Source organism: Pseudarthrobacter sp. RHLT1-30-1, assembly GCF_059383415.1.
The window spans coordinates 1-15,120 of the sequence record NZ_JBWZCG010000047.1 but is presented as its reverse complement, the minus strand read 5'-3'; the positions used below and the strand labels follow the sequence as shown (position 1 = coordinate 15,120).

The following is a 15,120-nucleotide window of genomic DNA, read 5'->3' as shown; positions in this document are numbered from 1 at the left end:
AGTCAGCGCCTCCAGGGCGCCTCTGTCCCCGTCACGCAACTCCAATGCCTTCGCCAGATAAACCATGAATCAAGTCTGACAAACAATCAGACCCAAAGGAATCAACGACACACTACACTAGGTTCCCCTGCCGGTGCTGTGCTGGCCGGCGGGCGGCAGGTGGTTGGCATGCGTGGCGCCGCCGGGTCACCAATCCGTCACAGATGGCCGCTATGGGGCCGGCGTGGCGCCGCCGGGTCACCGATCCGTCACAGATGGCCGCTATGGGGCCGGCGTGGCGCCGCCGGGTCACCGATCCGTCACAGATGGCCGCTATGGAGCCGGCGTGGCGCCGCCGGGTCACCGATCCGTCACAGATGGCCGCTATGGATCGATCCATTGCGGCCACCTGCGTCGAATGGCCGGCTACCCAACCGGGGCCGGCAGATGATTCTCTATGAGGGCGATGTCCGTTGGTGCAGGATTGCGCGGAAAACGACTTCGGGCCCACGGGGGTACCTGTGACTTCGACTTCGAGGTGAGGTGCCACCGATGGCAGGGGCTGCAGAAGTAGGCACCTGTTGGCGCCTTTTGTCCCCGCGTCGACGCGACCTTTTGGATGGCCCGAAGGGCGCGTTCCGCAGACTGGAGTGAGTGATACGGGATTTTCGAGCAAACGGACATTGGTTGAGGTCCTGAATTGCGGCGAACTCGGCACGCTCTGTGTCGGGCCCGGCTCGAGGGTGCACACCTCCATCGGTGCTAGGCCCACGGCTGGAACCGAAGGCTCATATCCTTCAGGTCCCATTTGCCGGAAGCATAACCCCGCTTGGTTTGGGGCGCAAGGCGTCGCCCGGCAATAGCGACGAGCGATCTGCTGCGCCCTTCCCGCTTGCGCTGCAGCCGTACTGCGCGGCTCCCCCTCCGCATCCGCGTCTGGCAGGAGTCGTCCGCCGATGCTCCCTCGGCCACCCCGGAATGCGTTTAGACTGCTCGCATGCCTATCATCCCTGATATCAAGGATTGGACCTGGGTCCTGCAGCGGCCTTGCCCGGAGTGCGGTTTTAACGCCTCGGCGCCGACTCCCGCGACCGCGCCGGGGATCGTGGAGAGCATGCTCCCACGCTGGCGGGCGGCGCTGCGGCGCCCGGACGTTGCCGAGCGCCCGGACGCAAACACGTGGGCGGTGCTGGAGTACGCCTGCCACGTCCGGGACGTCTTCAGCCTCTTCGAGCACCGGCTGGACCTGATGCTGCACGACGAGGACGCGCGGTTCGCCGACTGGGACCAGGACCTGACCGCCGTCGAGAAGGACTACGCCGGCGCCGACCCGGCCGTGGTAAGCGCGGAGCTCACGGCTGAGGGCGAGCAGATCGCGGCTGCCTTCGCGCGGGTCCCGGAGGAGCAGTGGGGCCGCCGGGGAATCCGCAGCAACGGCTCGGAGTTCACCGTGCTGACGCTCGCGCAGTATTTCCTGCACGACGTCGTCCATCACCTCCACGATGTGGACGGCTAGCTTTCGACGGACAGCGTGTGTCCGGCAGGCGCGTGAACAGATAACGCCCGGCCGGCCAGCTAGAGGTCCTTGTCCCAGGCCATGCTGCTGTTGACGGCGACGTAGCCCATCTTGGCGTAGAGGGCCAGGGCGCCGGTGGGGTTCTCCGAGTCGACGTCGAGCGAGGCCCTGTCCATCCCGGCCGCGGCGAAACGGCGCATCGCATCGGCCAGGAGTGCCTGCGCCACCCCGCGGCCACGGAACTCCCGCCGCACGCCCAGCAGGTCGGTGTAGCCCTCTTTGTAGCCCCGCGTTTCGGCGCTGTCCGGGTCGTGGCTGGCGATCTGGTATCCGGCCACCCTCCCGCTGGCGCGCTCCACGACGACGGCGCTCAGGTCGGGCCGGGCCTGCGGGTCGTTGACCACGAAGCCCCAGGACTCCTCGTCCCGGGGCTCACTCCCCCAGTGGTCCCGGAAAGCCTCGTTGTGCGCGAGCCGCACGGGCTCGTGCAGCTCCGGGCCGAAGCCGACGAGCTCCAGGCCTTCCGCCAGTACCGCCGCAGCGAAGCCGTCCGTGAGCGGCCGGTGCATCTCGTTGTAATACCGGACGATCCGGAAGCCAGCGTCGCCGAACAGGGCAGCCTGGTGCGTGTGCTGCTGTTCCATAAAGAGCCGCAGCTTCGGCGCGGAGCCCGGTGCAGCGTCCGCGGCGAAGCGTTGCCGGGTCCGGGACTCCATCCAGCCCAGCAGCCCGGTGCCGATTCCGGTGCCCTGCCACCCCGGATCGACGCAGCCGAAACCGATCGCCTTCTCACCGTCCGGGTTCTTGGTGATCCGGCCGTAGGCCCTGGCGACGCCCTGCGCGTCGAAGCCGAGAACTGTGTTCGCGGCGGCCGGGTTCGTCTGTGACTCGAGGACTTGTTCCAGGTCGGCGCGGCGCTCGAACCAGACGGGCCGTTCGACGGCGGCGGTCCGGGCGATCAGCGCCGCCCAGCCGTCCAGGTCCGCGGTCCCGGCGGCCCGCCAGTCCAGCCGGGGATCCAGGCTGGCCCGGGGGTCGGTGTGTGCGTTCATGGCATCAGGCTAACGTCCGGGCTACCCCCGCGCCAGCAACCGCGAGGGCTGCTGTGGAGAAGCCTCGTGCCCGTCCGCCGCGCGGTCAAGGTCCAGCCGGCTGTCGTCCGCGGTGATGTCCTCCGGGTTGTGCGTGACGAGGACGACGGTCCGGTCCCTCAGTCCGTGCCGCAGCTCGGCCAGCATCGCCCGGCCGGACTCCGCATCCAGATGGGCCGTGGGTTCGTCCAGCAGGATCACGTCCGCGCCCGTCAGGAGCGTGCGGGCGACCGCGAGGCGCTGGCGCTCCCCGCCGCTAAGGAAGGCCCCACCGGGGCCGATCCGGGTGTCCAGGCCGCGCGCCAGCCGCCCGATAAGCGGCCCGAGCCCCACCGCGGCCAGGGCGTCCTGCAGTGACGGCTCGGCCGCTTCGCCGCGCTGGTCTTCCGGAAGCCCCAGCAGCAGGTTGCCGCGGATGGTCGAATCGAAGAGGTGCGCCTCCTGCGGGCACCAGGCGGCCCGTCCGCTCAGCAGCAGCCGGCCGCCGGCCGCCGGGAGGAATCCCAGCATGACGGCGAGCAGCGTCGATTTCCCGGAGCCTGAAGCGCCGGTGACGGACAGCCAGCGCCCGGGTTCGGCGTCCGCTGTGAGCCCGGTGAAGACCATCGGGCCGCCGGGCCAGGCGGCCGCGAGGTCCTGGAGCTCGATGCCGGGCTTGCCGCCGGGCCGGCTGGCGACCTGGACCAGGCCGCCGGACCCGTCGGCGTCCGCCTCGCCCTCGGCCTCGGCCTCGGCCTCGGCTGAGTCGAGCACGCCGGCTTCGCCGATGCGCCGCAGCACGACCCGCAACGCCGGGTATTGCCGGACCGCCGTCGTGATCGCCGCATAGGGCTCCACGAGCGCGAGCTGCAGCAGCACGACGACGGCGACCGTCGGGGCACCGACGGCTCCGCTGAGGGCCAGCGGTGCGGCGAGTACCGCGCTGGCCAGGGCTGCGGTCCCGCAGGCCAACACCGTGAGCCCCTGGCCGAGTCCTTCGGCCCACGCGGAACGCTGGGAGGCCGCGGTCCCGGAACGGTCGGCGCGGCTGATCGCGGCAAGCACCGGCGCGGAGACACCGTTGGCGTGCAGTTCGGCGCGGGCATCGAGGGCCGCTGCCACCTGGCGGAGGACACCGGAGCGCAACCGCTGCTCGGTGCCCGCCGACATCCGGTCGGCTGCCAGCGCCAGCGCGGGGGCTGCCACGAGGCTCAGCAGCGCGGCGGCAACCACGGCGGGCAGCGCGACCGGCAAGAGCAGGGTAATGCCGGTGACTGCGGCGGCAGCGACGGCCACGGCGGTCAGCGGCGGCAGGACGACGCGGGGCAACAGCTCCCGGACCGTGTCGACGTCGTCCACCACCGTGCCCAGGACGTTGCCGCCCTGCAGCAGCCGGCGCAGCGAGAGGGCGCGGCGGCTTAAAGATCCCCAGAGCCGGCCGCGGAGCCGGGTGAGGGCCGCGAAGACGGCGTCGTGCAGCAGAAGCCGTTCGAGGTACCGCAGGGCGGCCCGTCCGATGCCGAAAAAGCGCACGCCCACAATGGCGGTGAGCAGGTACAGGATGGGCGGCTGCTCGCTGGCGCGGATGATGAGCCAGCCGGAGAGGCCGGCGAGGGCGACGGCGAAGAGGGCAGCCAGCGTGCCGACGGCGCCGGCCGCGGCGTACTTGCCCCGGACCGGTGCGAGCAGCCGGCCGAGCCGGGCGGCTGTTGACCCGTCGGGGGCATGTCCGGCGGCGCCGGCCTGCGGCCCGGACGCGCCGGCAGTGCCGCCGGCGATGGGGGCGCCCGCCGTGAAGGCCCCGGCTGTGAAAGCCCCGGCGGCCCGGGTGCGGGCCCGTGATGCCGCTACGGCTTCCGGTACGGTTTCCGGTACGGACGCCAGAACTGTCGCCCCGGCTGCCGCAGCGCGCCCGGCCGCGCCCGTGGACCCGGGACCGGCGCCGGGCGCCACGGCCACGAGCTCGTCGGCGAGGTCCCGGGTCTGCCGGTCGTGGGCCACCAGCAGGACGGTCACCCTGCCGCGCAGCCCGGCGATGGCGGCGCTGACCGCAGTGGCGGATTCCCGGTCCAGGTGGGCAGTGGGTTCGTCGAGCAGCAGCACGGTGGCTCCGGCTTCGATCCGGGCCAGGCCGCGGGCCAGAGCCACGCGGCGCAGCTCGCCCGGGCTGAGTTCGGCGGGATGCTTCGCGGCTAGATGGTCAGCGGCGCAGGCCGCCAGGCAGCGCAGGGCAATGGCCTGGCCCGTGTCCTGGCCCAAGGCACGGCGCGGGGCGCCGTCCGTGACCGCGGCGCCGGCCGCCGCCGCCCCGAGGTAGAGCAGGATCTCGTCCAGCACGGTCGGGGCGACCATCACGGGGTGTTGCGGCACCCAGGCGACGTCCGCTGTCGTGAATCCTGCGAGCAGACCGGTAACCGTGGTTTGCTCGCCCGCGCCGCCGCCGGTCCCGATGGTCCCGGCAAGCACGCCAAGGACCGTGCTCTTGCCGGACCCGCTGGGACCGTCCAGTGCGGTGATCCGGCCCGGGGCGGCGATGAAGCTGAGCGGCCCGACGGCGGCGTTGGTCCTGCCTTCGTAGCGGACACTCAGTCCGGTCACGGCCACGGCGGGCGGACGGGCGGCCCGGAACATTCCGGGTTCCGTCGTTCCGGTGTCCGTCATTCCGGGTTCCGTCATTCCGGGTTCCGTCGTTCCGGATTTTGTTCCGTGGACTGCAACGGCCACGGCGGCAGGGCCGGCGGGCCGCAGCGGCGTCTGCTCGGGCGCCTCAAGGACGGCCGTGGTTTCGGCGAGAGCGGCCCGGCCGTCGTCGCTGGCGTGGTGGGCGGTGCCCAGTTCCCGGAGCGGGAGGTAGCAGTCGGGGGCGAGGATCAGTGCCAGCAGCCCAGCCTCCAGGGCCATGTCGCCCTGGACCAGCCGGACGCCAATGAACACCGCCACCACGGCCACGGAGATGGTGGCGATGAGTTCGAGCGCGAGCGCGGACAGGAAGGCGGTCCGCAGCGTCCCCATGGTCCGGTGCCGGTAATCCTCGGACAGGTCCTCGAGGGCCTTGCGCTGGGCCGTGGCCCGGCCCAGTCCCACCAGGACGGGCAGGCCCTTGGCCAGCTCCAGCATGTGGCCGGACAGCCGGGCCAGCGCCGACTGGGCTTCCTGGACGCGGTCATCGGTGTAGCGGCCGATCAGGATCATAAAGAGCGGGACCAGCGGCACGGTCAGCACGACCACGACGGCGCTGATCCAGTCGGCGAACAGGATGCGCACGCCCAGCAGCAGCGGGATCGCCGCGCAGTTGACCAGGGCGGGCAGGAACTGGGTGTAGTAACTGTCGAGGGCATCCAGCCCCCGGGTCGCGAGGATGGCGAGTCCGCCGTCGGACGGTCCGGCGGACCGGGTGCCGTTGCGCAGGGCGCGCTGGAGCAGCCGCGAGCGGAGTTCCTCCTTCACGCCGAGCGCCGCGCGGCGCGACGCGACGGCCTGCGCCCAGACCGTCAGGGACCGGAGCACCACCCCCGCAGCGCCCCAGTACAGCTGGCCGCTCCAGTTGGGGTCATTGGCTATCAGCCCTGTAAGCATGGCGGCGACGGCCTGCCCGATCAGCACCAGGGACAGGGCCTTCAGGGCCGCGAGCAGGCCCAGGAGGTAGAGGGCGGCGCGGTTGGCGGCACTTGCGGGGAACTGCGGTCTCATCAGCTGCTAGTCCCTGGGTGCCAGGGCTTTGGCGGCGATGGCGGGCAGGAAGCTGTGCGCGGCGGGGATGTGCGCGTCGCTGACCCGGCGCCGGAACACCCAGTACGTCCAGGCCTGGTACGCGAGGACGAGCGGAAGCCCGATGCAGGCGACGATGCTCATCAGGCCCAGGGTGTAGTCCGACGAGGAGGCGTTGGAGACCGTCAGGTTGAACTCCGCGCCCAGCGTGGACGGCAGCACCACGGGGAATGCGGCACCGAAAATCGAGGCGCTGCCAAACAGCAGGAAGAGGCCCAGGGCGAAGAACGCGCGGCCTTCGGAGCCCTGGCGGGCGAAGTTCCAGGCCACGACGGCGGCCACCACGGCGGCGACGACGGCCAGGACGGTCCAGATCTCGCCGCTGAGCAGCTGCAGGCTCACCGCCCAGCCCGCGATCGGCAGCAGCAGCACGGGCAGGAGCCGGACGAACCACCGGCGTGCGCGGTGCCGGACGTCGCCGTCGGTCTTCAGCGCCAGGAAGGCGAGGCCGTGCAGCAGCGAAAATCCGACGACGGCGAGGCCGCCCAGGACGGCGTAGGCGCTGAACCACGCGAACGGGCCGCCTTCACGGTCGCCGTTGGCGTTCAGCGGCAGCCCGGTGGTGGTCAGTGCCAGGGTGGCACCGACGCCGAAAGCCGCCACGAGGGAACCGAGCGAGATGGCCCAGTCCCAGCGGGCACGCCACTGCGGGTTGTCCACCTTGCCGCGGTATTCAAACGCCACTGCGCGGAAGATCAGCGCCACGAGCACCACCAGCAGCGGCAGGTAGAGCGCGGAGAACAGTGAGGCGTACCAGAGCGGGAACGCCGCGAAGGTGGCGCCCGCCGCGGTCAGGAGCCAGACCTCGTTGCCGTCCCAGACCGGACCGACCGTGTTGAGCAGCACGCGGCGTTCGGTGTTGTTCCGGGCAAAGCCCTTCATCAGCATCCCGACGCCGAGGTCAAAGCCCTCGAGAAAGAGATAGCCAGTCCACAGCACCGCGATGGCGATGAACCAGATGGTGGGAAGCAGTTCCATGCTGAGTATCCTCTGCGTTTCGTGGGGAGGCTTAGTAGGCGAAGGCCAGGACGTCGTCGGCGCCCGCCGGTTTGCCGGGACCACCGTCCGCGGGGGTGCCGTCCTCGTTTTCATCGGCGGGGACGTGCGCGAGTTCCGGCATGGCCGAGGCCACGCCGCCGCGGATGTACGTGACCAGCAGCTTGACCTCGACCACGAGCAGCACCGCATACACGCTGGTGAGGACAATGAGGGAGGTCAGCAGTTCGCCCGCCGAGACGCCGGGTGATACGGCCGCGGCGGTGAACATAAAGACCTGGTCGATCCCGCTGGCGTCCGGGTTGGGGGCGACGACGAACGGCTGGCGGCCCATCTCGGTGAAGATCCAGCCGGCGGCGTTGGCGCCGAAGGGTGCCAGGATTCCGAACACGGCCAGCCGCATCAGGCCGCGGGAGGCGGGGACGGTTCCCTTCCGGGTCAGCCAGAGCGCGACCAGTGCGGCGGCTGCCGCCAGTGCGCCGAAGCCGATCATCATCCGGAAGCCCCAGTACGTGACCTCCATGACCGGGACGTACTGGATCTCCTGGCCGGCCCGCTCCCCGTAGATGGGGTTGTCCGGCAGGTGGGTGCCGTAGTCGGCTTTGTACTGGTCCAGCAGGCCGTTAACGCCCGGGACCTCGGTGCTGAAGTTTCCCTTGGCGAGGAAGGACAGGATTCCGGGCACCTCGATGAGGGCGACGATCTCATCGCAGTTCTTGGAACCGAGGTTGCCGATGCTCAGGATGGAGAACCCGGTGCCGTCGTGGCAGGCGGCCTCGGCGGCTGCCATTTTCATCGGCTGCTGTTCGAACATGAGTTTGCCCTGCAGGTCGCCGGTGAGGGAGGTGCCAGCGAAGGAAATCATCGCGACGACGGCCCCGATCCGCAGCGAGCGGATCCAGACGGCGTGGTCGGTGCTGTCCCGGCCCGGGATGGCGGCCTCGCCGGGGACGACCTTGCCGTCGGCCCCGATCGTGTCGATTCCGTCATGGCGGCGGCGCCACAGGTGGTACCAGGCAATGCCCAGCAGAAACGAGCCGGCGACGGCGAGGGCACCGAAGAGCGTGTGCGGGACGGCGACAAGGGCGGTGTTGTTGGTGAAAACCGCCCAGGCATCCGTCATCACGGGACGGCCGTCGATCATCTCGACACCGACCGGGTGCTGCATCCAGCTGTTCGCCACGATGATGAAGTAGGCGGAAAAGACCGAGCCGATCACGGCGATCCAGAGGCAGGCGAGGTGGATGCCCGGCTTGAGCTGCTTCCAGCCGAAGATCCAGAGCCCCAGGAAGGTCGACTCCACGAAGAACGCCAGCAGGGCCTCCATGGCAAGCGGTGCCCCGAACACATCGCCAACGAAGCGGCTGTACTCGCTCCACGCCATGCCGAACTGGAATTCCTGCACAATGCCCGTGGCGACGCCCATGATGAAGTTGATCAGGAAGAGCTTGCCCCAGAACTTGGTCATCCGGAGGTATTCAGGCTTCCCGGTGCGGTGCCACATCGTCTGGATCACGGCAACGACCAGGCCAAGGCCGATCGTGAGCGGCACCATCATGAAGTGGTAGACGGTGGTTATTCCGAATTGCCACCGTGCGATTTCCAAGGCGTCCAAGGCAGTCCCTACTTTGCTAGGCAAACAACTTCTACAAGCGGTAGAAAGATTCTTCTACAGAGTGTAGAACAATCTGATGGTCCCCTGCACCTCAGGCTCCCACGCCGCGAAACCGCCCGCAACGGAGGCGCCGCCACCGGGGCGCCGCCGACGGGGCTCCGGACGGGGTGGTGCCTTGCCGCGCCGGGCGACACGCCGACTCCGGTGTTCTACCTCATGTAGAAACTATTCGCAAAACACGCTAAATTTATGAGTGAAGTATTCAGCACTTCCGGCAGAGTCGATTCGCCGGAAGGCCCTCACAAAAGGATGTATGCAATGGCAAGTCTCGGCGAACTGGAACGGGCAGTGATGGACCTGCTCTGGGCGGGCCATGAGGCTGCAACGGCGAACACCCTGCGGGATTTGCTCGCGAAGAGTACCCGCGCGGAGAACGGTGCGGCGGGCCACGAGGGCAAGGACCTGGCCGTTACTACGGTACTGACCGTCCTTTCCCGCCTGGAGCGCAAGGGGCTGGTGGAACGCGAACGAGGCACCCGCCCGCACCGTTACCAGGCAGTCTCCAGCCGGGAGGAACACACCGCCGAACTGATGCACGAGGTCCTGGGATCCGCCCCGGACCGGGAGGCCGTACTGGCCCGCTTTATCGGTTCCGTGACAGACACCGAGGCAGAAACGTTGCGCAAGCTGCTGGGACTCAGCTAGCGCCCGATGTTCTGGACCTCATGGTTTCTGGCGGTCCTGGCGATAGTACTGGCGTGGCCGGTGCCTATCCTGCTTTCCCGTGCCCAGTGGCCGTCACGGTCCCCGTTCACGGCGATGCTGCTGTGGCAGGCGATCGCCCTGGCCGGCGGGTTGTCCATGATTGGCGCCATGCTGGTCTATGGCCTGGAACCGGTCGGTGACAACCTCCTGGCAGGCCTGCGGGCCCTGGCCGGGATGGTCCTCCATAATGCGCCCACCACCGAGCTGGGCTTCTGGCACATCTTCGCCCTCTCGGCAGCGGCCCTGCTGACTGCCCACCTCGTGTTCACTCTGCTCCTCACGTACTACCGGATCCAGCGCCAGCGGCGGCGCCACCGCGAACTGCTGGAGCTGCTTGCTTCCCCGTCCGCCGGCGGCCCGCGGACCATGGTGATCAGCGTCGACTCCCCCGTCGCGTACTGCCTTCCCGGCGGCGCCCGCTCGGTCACCGTCCTCTCCGACGGGCTGATGGCGGCACTGGAACCGGCCGAACTCCGCGCGGTCCTGAACCACGAAAACGCCCACCTGGACCAGCGCCACCATCTGTTGCTGTGGGCCTTTGCGGCCTGGCGCCAGGCGCTGCCCTGGCTGCCCACCACGCGGCTGGCGCAGGAAGCCGTCAGCTCCCTGATCGAGATGCTCGCCGACGACGTCGCGCTCAAGACCGAGAGCAGAGTGACCCTGATCAAGGCGATCGCGATTGTGGCCAGCGGCTCCCCCGGCGCCGCGGGCGCCCGGATGGCCTTCGGCGAACCGGAACTGTCCGATGCAGGGCCCGGACAGCCGGGTGCGACCGGCGGCGCCGGTTCGGCCCGGACGACGGCGAGCCGCGTCAGCCGCCTGCTCACCCCGCAGCCGCCCCTGCCGGAACCCCTCCGCATTGTTGTGCTGGCGGCGTGCCTGCTGCTGCTGGCGGTCCCGACTGCGCTGCTGATTGTTCCCGGGCTGCTGGGCTGAGGCCGCCCGGCTAATCGCACCGGGCGGCCGGCGCCTTGGTTCCCGTTCGGTGCTGGGCCGGCCGGCTACTTTAGCAGCTTGTCTGCCTTGTATTCCAGGTCCACGTTGCCGGTTCCCGTGCCCTTGGATGTGCCATTGACCGCCGAGGTGGTCATGCCAAAGGTGAGCGTGCTGTGGGCGATCGCGTCCGCCATCTCCTCCAGCACGGTCTCGTTCACGTTCTTGATGGTGTCGCAGGACTGGTGGTAGCAGGGGTCCAGCGGCGCCCCGGCTTCGCCGCCGAAGATGGCAGCCTCCGCCGCGGTCTTCAGGTCTTCGGCGCCGGTGAACAGTCCTCCGGCCGGGATCCCGTTGTTGATGAAACCGAAGTAGTCGGACCTCCCGTCGAACGCCGTCGCCAGGACCGGCAGCTTCTGGGACTTGAAGTAGTCCAGGAAGACCTTTTCCACCAGAGCGGAGCCGTTGGGACCCTTCTCGCCGAACGCCGAGCCGTCGCCGTCGTAGACGTAGCGGACGAAGTTCGGCGAGCCGACCATGTCGAAGTTGAGATTGACGGCATGTTCCTTGATCTGGCGTGCCGTGAGCTGGGAGACATAGTAATCCGAGCCGATCAGCCCGGCTTCTTCCCCTCCCCAGAAGGCGAAGCGCACCCTGTTCGTCGGGGCCACCCCGCTCGCATTCAGCTGGATCGCGGTCTCCAGGATGGAGGCCGTACCGGTGCCGTTGTCGTTGATGCCGGCGCCCTCCGGCACGGAGTCCAGGTGCGCTCCCACCAGGACGGTCCGGTCCGCACGTCCGGTGGTATCGGCCAGGATGTTGAAGGATGAGGTCTCGGTGATGGTGGCGTCGACGGCGAGGTGCATCGTCAGGCCAGGCAGTGCGGCGAGTTCGGCGCCAGTGGCGAAGCTCGTGCTCACCACCGGGATCTCCGGCTGGGGCGCCTCGAGGGTGCCGCCAAAGAGGCTGAGGCGGTCATCCCCGGGGACGACGTTGCCCTGGTTGAAGATGATCACTCCGGCGGCCCCGGCGGCGGCGGCGTTGTCCGCCTTGATCCGGAAGGTGCAGGTGCCGCGCTGGATCAGCGCGATGTTTCCGGGCGCGAAGCGGGCAAAGTCGGCCGCTTCACAGCCGCTCGTCGACGCCCGGTCACCGGTCAGGTTCAGGTCGACGGCCGTCACCGCAGCAGTAACATCCCCCTCGCCGGAGTAGTCCATGTCCAGGAATTCGTCGCCGTACGCATAGACGTTGGGCGTTGGCAACATCCGCTCCAGAGTGGCTCCGACGGTGGTGTACCGCTCGAAGGTGAACGACTGGCGGACCGGGTCGTAGCCGGCGGCCTCCAGTCGTTCCTCGATGTAGCTGGCGGATGCCTCATAGCCCGCGGTGCCGGCCGCGCGGTTGTCACTGTTGGCGTCGGCGATCGCCTGAAGGGCTTCGAGATGCTTCATGATGTTGCCCGCGGAGACCGCGGAGCGCAGGGCGGCCGTGTCGGTTGCGGTTGCTGCGAGGGCCGGCGGCGCAAAGCTGACCGCCAGCCCGATCGTGGCGGCGATGGCCGCGCGCTGAATATTCCGAGTTTGCCTCATAGGGATCTCCTCGATTAATGCTGCGGAATGCGGCCCCGGGCGTCATTGCCCGGGGCCGTGAGACGACACTATCGGAAGGAGAGATACCGGGTTAGAGGGTATTTGGGCACTGGCGGTAATCCGCCGCGTCGGCAAAAATTCACTCCGCAGGAGCACGGGAGGCTACGCGTCAGGCGTCAATACGTTCCCGGTCCAGGCTCGCCGCTCCGGCGATGATGAAGTCCTTGCGCGGGGCCACGTCGGAGCCCATCAGCAGGTCGAAGGTTTCTTCGGCCTGCTTGGCGTTGTCCATGCCGACCTTGCGCAGGGTGCGGTGCCGCGGGTCCATCGTGGTCTCGGCCAGCTGCTCCGCGTCCATCTCGCCCAGTCCCTTGTAGCGCTGGATCGGTTCCTTGTATCTTTTGCCGTCCTTGGCGAGCCGGGCCAGCAGGACATGCAGTTCCGCCTCGGAGTAGGTGTAGATCATTTCGTTGGCCTTCTGCCCGGCGTTAATGACCTCCACCCGGTGCAGCGGCGGGACGGCGGCGAACACGCGGCCCTGCTCGATCATCGGCCGCATATAGCGGAAGAACAGTGTCAGCAGGAGCGTGCGGATGTGGGCGCCGTCGACGTCGGCGTCGGTCATCAGGATGACTTTGCCGTACCGGGCGGCACTGATGTCGAAGCTCCGCCCGGAACCGGCGCCCACCACCTGGATGAGGGCGGCGCATTCGGCGTTCGAGAGCATGTCGCCCACCGAGGCCTTCTGCACGTTGAGGATCTTGCCGCGGATGGGCAGCAGCGCCTGGAAGTCGGAAGAGCGCGCCAGTTTGGCGGTGCCGAGCGCCGAGTCGCCTTCCACGATGAACAACTCTGAACGCGCGACGTCGTCCGTGCGGCAGTCCGCGAGCTTGGTGGGCATGGAGGAGGTCTCGAGGGCGTTCTTGCGGCGCTGGGTCTCCTTGTGGACCCGCGCGGAGATGCGCGACTTCATCTCGCTGACGACCTTTTCCAGCAGCAGCGCCGACTGCGCCTTGTCGTTGCGGTGGGAGGACGTCAGCTTCGCGTTGATCTCCTGTTCCACAACCTTCGCGACGATGGCCCGCACGGCCGACGTCCCAAGGATTTCCTTGGTCTGGCCCTCGAACTGCGGTTCTGCGAGCCGGACGGTGAGAACGGCGGTGAGTCCGGCGAAGATGTCGTCCTTCTCGATCTTGTCGTTGCCGGCTTTCAGCTTGCGGGCATTCGTTTCGACAGCTTTCCGGAAGGTCTTGAGGAGCGCCTGTTCGAAGCCGGTCTGGTGGGTCCCGCCCTTGGGGGTGGAAATAATGTTGACGAAGGTGCGAACGGTGCTGTCGTAGCCGATGCCCCAGCGCAGGGCGACGTCGACCTCGCAGTCCCGCTCGACCTCGGTCAGCTGGCTGTGGCCCTTGTCGTCCAGGACCGGGACAGTTTCCTTGAATTTTCCCGCGCCGTGCAGGCGCCAGACGTCGGTGACTGCGGGATCCGCGGCGAGGTATTCGACAAACTCGGAGATGCCGCCGTCGTGGTGAAACACTTCCTCGTGCGGACCGGACTCGCCCGGGGTCCCGGGGACCTTGCGCTCGTCCCGGACAGTGAGCTTCAGGCCGGGGACCAGAAAGGAGGTCTGCCGGGCCCGGGCGGCAAGTTCGTCGTGGGAGAACTTGGCGTCCGGGGTGAAGATTTGCCGGTCCGCCCAGTAGCGGATCCGCGTGCCCGTGACGCCACGTTTGGCCTTTCCCACGATGTCCAGAACGGAACCGTCGACGAAGGGCTCGAATACCGAGGCCGGGTCGGGCCGGGTGCCGGTGTCCTTGAAGCGGCCGGGCTCACCCCGGCGGAAGGACATCTTGTAGGTCTTGCCGCCGCGGTCGACCTCGACGTCCAGCCGGGCGGACAGGGCGTTCACAACGGACGCGCCGACGCCGTGCAGCCCGCCGGAGGCGGTGTAGGAACCGCCGCCGAATTTGCCGCCGGCATGGAGTTTCGTGAAGACGACTTCGACGCCGCTCAGCCCGGTTTTCGGTTCGATGTCCACCGGAACGCCGCGGCCGTCGTCGTGGATCTCTACAGAGTTGTCCGCGTGCAGGATGATTTTGATGTCGTGGCCGAAGCCGGCGAGGGCCTCGTCGACCGAGTTGTCGATGATTTCCCAGAGGCAGTGCATGAGGCCGCGGGAGTCGGTGGAACCGATGTACATGCCCGGCCGCTTTCGGACGGCCTCGAGGCCTTCCAGTACGGAGAGATGCCGGGCAGTGTAATCAGAACTTGGTGCCACGGGGCGGAAACTCCTTCAGGAACGGGACCGTCTGCAAGGGACGGGCACAGCTATTTGGCGCTCTTCCTAGCCTAGTCGGAGTGCCGCCCTCCGGTGTGCTGCCACTCCCCGGCCGCCGACATGCCGGAACCCGTTACCGAGACGTGATACGCGGACAGCGAAAGTGGGCCATCCAAGCCATGGTTTTGCCGCGAATGCTGGTTATATAGGTATACCGATCTACCAAGGAGGCCGAACATGACAACAGCAGTTGCGGACCGCACACTCACCACCGTCGACCGGTGCGATCGTTGCGGAGCACAGGCGTATGTCCGGGTTGTTCTCGGCGCCTCCGGGGGTGAGCTTCTTTTCTGCGGCCACCATGCCCGCGCCGTCGAACCGACGCTACGGCCGCTCAGCTCTGACTGGCACGACGAGACGGGCCGGCTTCACGAGAAGCCGCCGGTCGCCGTCGACTAGACGGCTAAATACGAGACCACTAGGAAAGGGTCCCTTCCGAATTCGGAAGGGACCCTTTCGGCGTTAACAACCTGCGCGGTCACCCGCCGTGATGAACGCACAACGCGGGGTCACTTCCGGCCCATCCTCATCGGAGGAATGGGCCGGAAGTG

Annotated in this window: 10 protein-coding genes; 4 read left to right on the top strand and 6 right to left on the bottom strand. The window is 68.3% G+C overall.

All coding sequences use genetic code 11. From position 1 onward, the window contains the following. The first annotated feature begins 976 nt into the window (after window positions 1–976). Window positions 977–1,495, top strand: a complete 519-nt coding sequence (locus tag AC50YM_RS20050; RefSeq protein WP_494958688.1) for a DinB family protein — start codon at window positions 977–979, stop codon at window positions 1,493–1,495. 59 nt (window positions 1,496–1,554) lie between these two features. Here AC50YM_RS20050 and AC50YM_RS20045 read toward each other — a convergent pair whose 3' ends face one another. From AC50YM_RS20045 to AC50YM_RS20030, 4 genes are read right to left on the bottom strand one after another with little or no spacing between them, the layout of a single operon-like run. Beyond that, window positions 1,555–2,547 (bottom strand): GNAT family N-acetyltransferase, encoded by a 993-nt coding sequence (locus AC50YM_RS20045; protein ID WP_494958687.1) that lies wholly within the window; start codon window positions 2,545–2,547, stop codon window positions 1,555–1,557. 21 nt (window positions 2,548–2,568) lie between these two features. Further along, window positions 2,569–6,255 carry a thiol reductant ABC exporter subunit CydD gene (gene cydD / locus AC50YM_RS20040; protein ID WP_494958686.1) on the bottom strand — a complete coding sequence of 1,229 codons (3,687 nt, stop codon included), beginning with the start codon at window positions 6,253–6,255 and terminating at the stop codon, window positions 2,569–2,571. A 6-nt stretch (window positions 6,256–6,261) separates the two neighbouring features. Beyond that, the gene (cydB, locus tag AC50YM_RS20035; RefSeq protein ID WP_494958685.1) at window positions 6,262–7,311 is read right to left on the bottom strand and encodes a cytochrome d ubiquinol oxidase subunit II; all 1,050 of its coding nucleotides are present in this window, start codon (window positions 7,309–7,311) and stop codon (window positions 6,262–6,264) included. Between the two features lie 31 nt (window positions 7,312–7,342). Further along, on the bottom strand, window positions 7,343–8,944 hold the full coding sequence (locus AC50YM_RS20030) for a cytochrome ubiquinol oxidase subunit I (protein WP_494958684.1): 1,602 nt from the start codon (window positions 8,942–8,944) through the stop codon (window positions 7,343–7,345). A gap of 318 nt (window positions 8,945–9,262) precedes the next feature. On the opposite strand from AC50YM_RS20030, the gene AC50YM_RS20025 reads away from it, so the two are divergent. Together AC50YM_RS20025 and AC50YM_RS20020 are read left to right on the top strand one after the other, a co-directional pair. Beyond that, window positions 9,263–9,649, top strand: a complete 387-nt coding sequence (locus AC50YM_RS20025) for a BlaI/MecI/CopY family transcriptional regulator (RefSeq protein ID WP_494894138.1) — start codon at window positions 9,263–9,265, stop codon at window positions 9,647–9,649. A 6-nt stretch (window positions 9,650–9,655) separates the two neighbouring features. Further along, window positions 9,656–10,645 (top strand): M56 family metallopeptidase, encoded by a 990-nt coding sequence (locus AC50YM_RS20020; RefSeq protein WP_494958683.1) that lies wholly within the window; start codon window positions 9,656–9,658, stop codon window positions 10,643–10,645. Window positions 10,646–10,710: 65 nt separating this feature from the next. On the opposite strand, the gene AC50YM_RS20015 is transcribed toward AC50YM_RS20020, so the two are convergent. Both AC50YM_RS20015 and AC50YM_RS20010 read right to left on the bottom strand, forming a co-directional pair. Continuing rightward, window positions 10,711–12,231 (bottom strand): M20/M25/M40 family metallo-hydrolase, encoded by a 1,521-nt coding sequence (locus tag AC50YM_RS20015; RefSeq protein ID WP_494958682.1) that lies wholly within the window; start codon window positions 12,229–12,231, stop codon window positions 10,711–10,713. 169 nt (window positions 12,232–12,400) lie between these two features. Further along, window positions 12,401–14,509, bottom strand: a complete 2,109-nt coding sequence (locus AC50YM_RS20010) for a DNA gyrase/topoisomerase IV subunit B (RefSeq protein ID WP_494958681.1) — start codon at window positions 14,507–14,509, stop codon at window positions 12,401–12,403. 237 nt (window positions 14,510–14,746) lie between these two features. Here AC50YM_RS20010 and AC50YM_RS20005 point away from each other — a divergent pair, with 237 nt between their 5' ends. After that, on the top strand, window positions 14,747–14,968 hold the full coding sequence (locus AC50YM_RS20005) for a DUF7455 domain-containing protein (protein WP_494958680.1): 222 nt from the start codon (window positions 14,747–14,749) through the stop codon (window positions 14,966–14,968). Window positions 14,969–15,120: the final 152 nt, after the last annotated feature.

Coding starts and splice junctions, on each gene's coding strand:
- AC50YM_RS20005 (WP_494958680.1), top strand. CDS start 14,747: ATGACAACAGCAGTTGCGGACCGCACACTCACCACCGTCGACCGGTGC.
- cydB (WP_494958685.1), bottom strand. CDS start 7,311: ATGGAACTGCTTCCCACCATCTGGTTCATCGCCATCGCGGTGCTGTGG.
- AC50YM_RS20025 (WP_494894138.1), top strand. CDS start 9,263: ATGGCAAGTCTCGGCGAACTGGAACGGGCAGTGATGGACCTGCTCTGG.
- AC50YM_RS20050 (WP_494958688.1), top strand. CDS start 977: ATGCCTATCATCCCTGATATCAAGGATTGGACCTGGGTCCTGCAGCGG.
- AC50YM_RS20045 (WP_494958687.1), bottom strand. CDS start 2,547: ATGAACGCACACACCGACCCCCGGGCCAGCCTGGATCCCCGGCTGGAC.
- cydD (WP_494958686.1), bottom strand. CDS start 6,255: ATGAGACCGCAGTTCCCCGCAAGTGCCGCCAACCGCGCCGCCCTCTAC.
- AC50YM_RS20020 (WP_494958683.1), top strand. CDS start 9,656: ATGTTCTGGACCTCATGGTTTCTGGCGGTCCTGGCGATAGTACTGGCG.
- AC50YM_RS20015 (WP_494958682.1), bottom strand. CDS start 12,231: ATGAGGCAAACTCGGAATATTCAGCGCGCGGCCATCGCCGCCACGATC.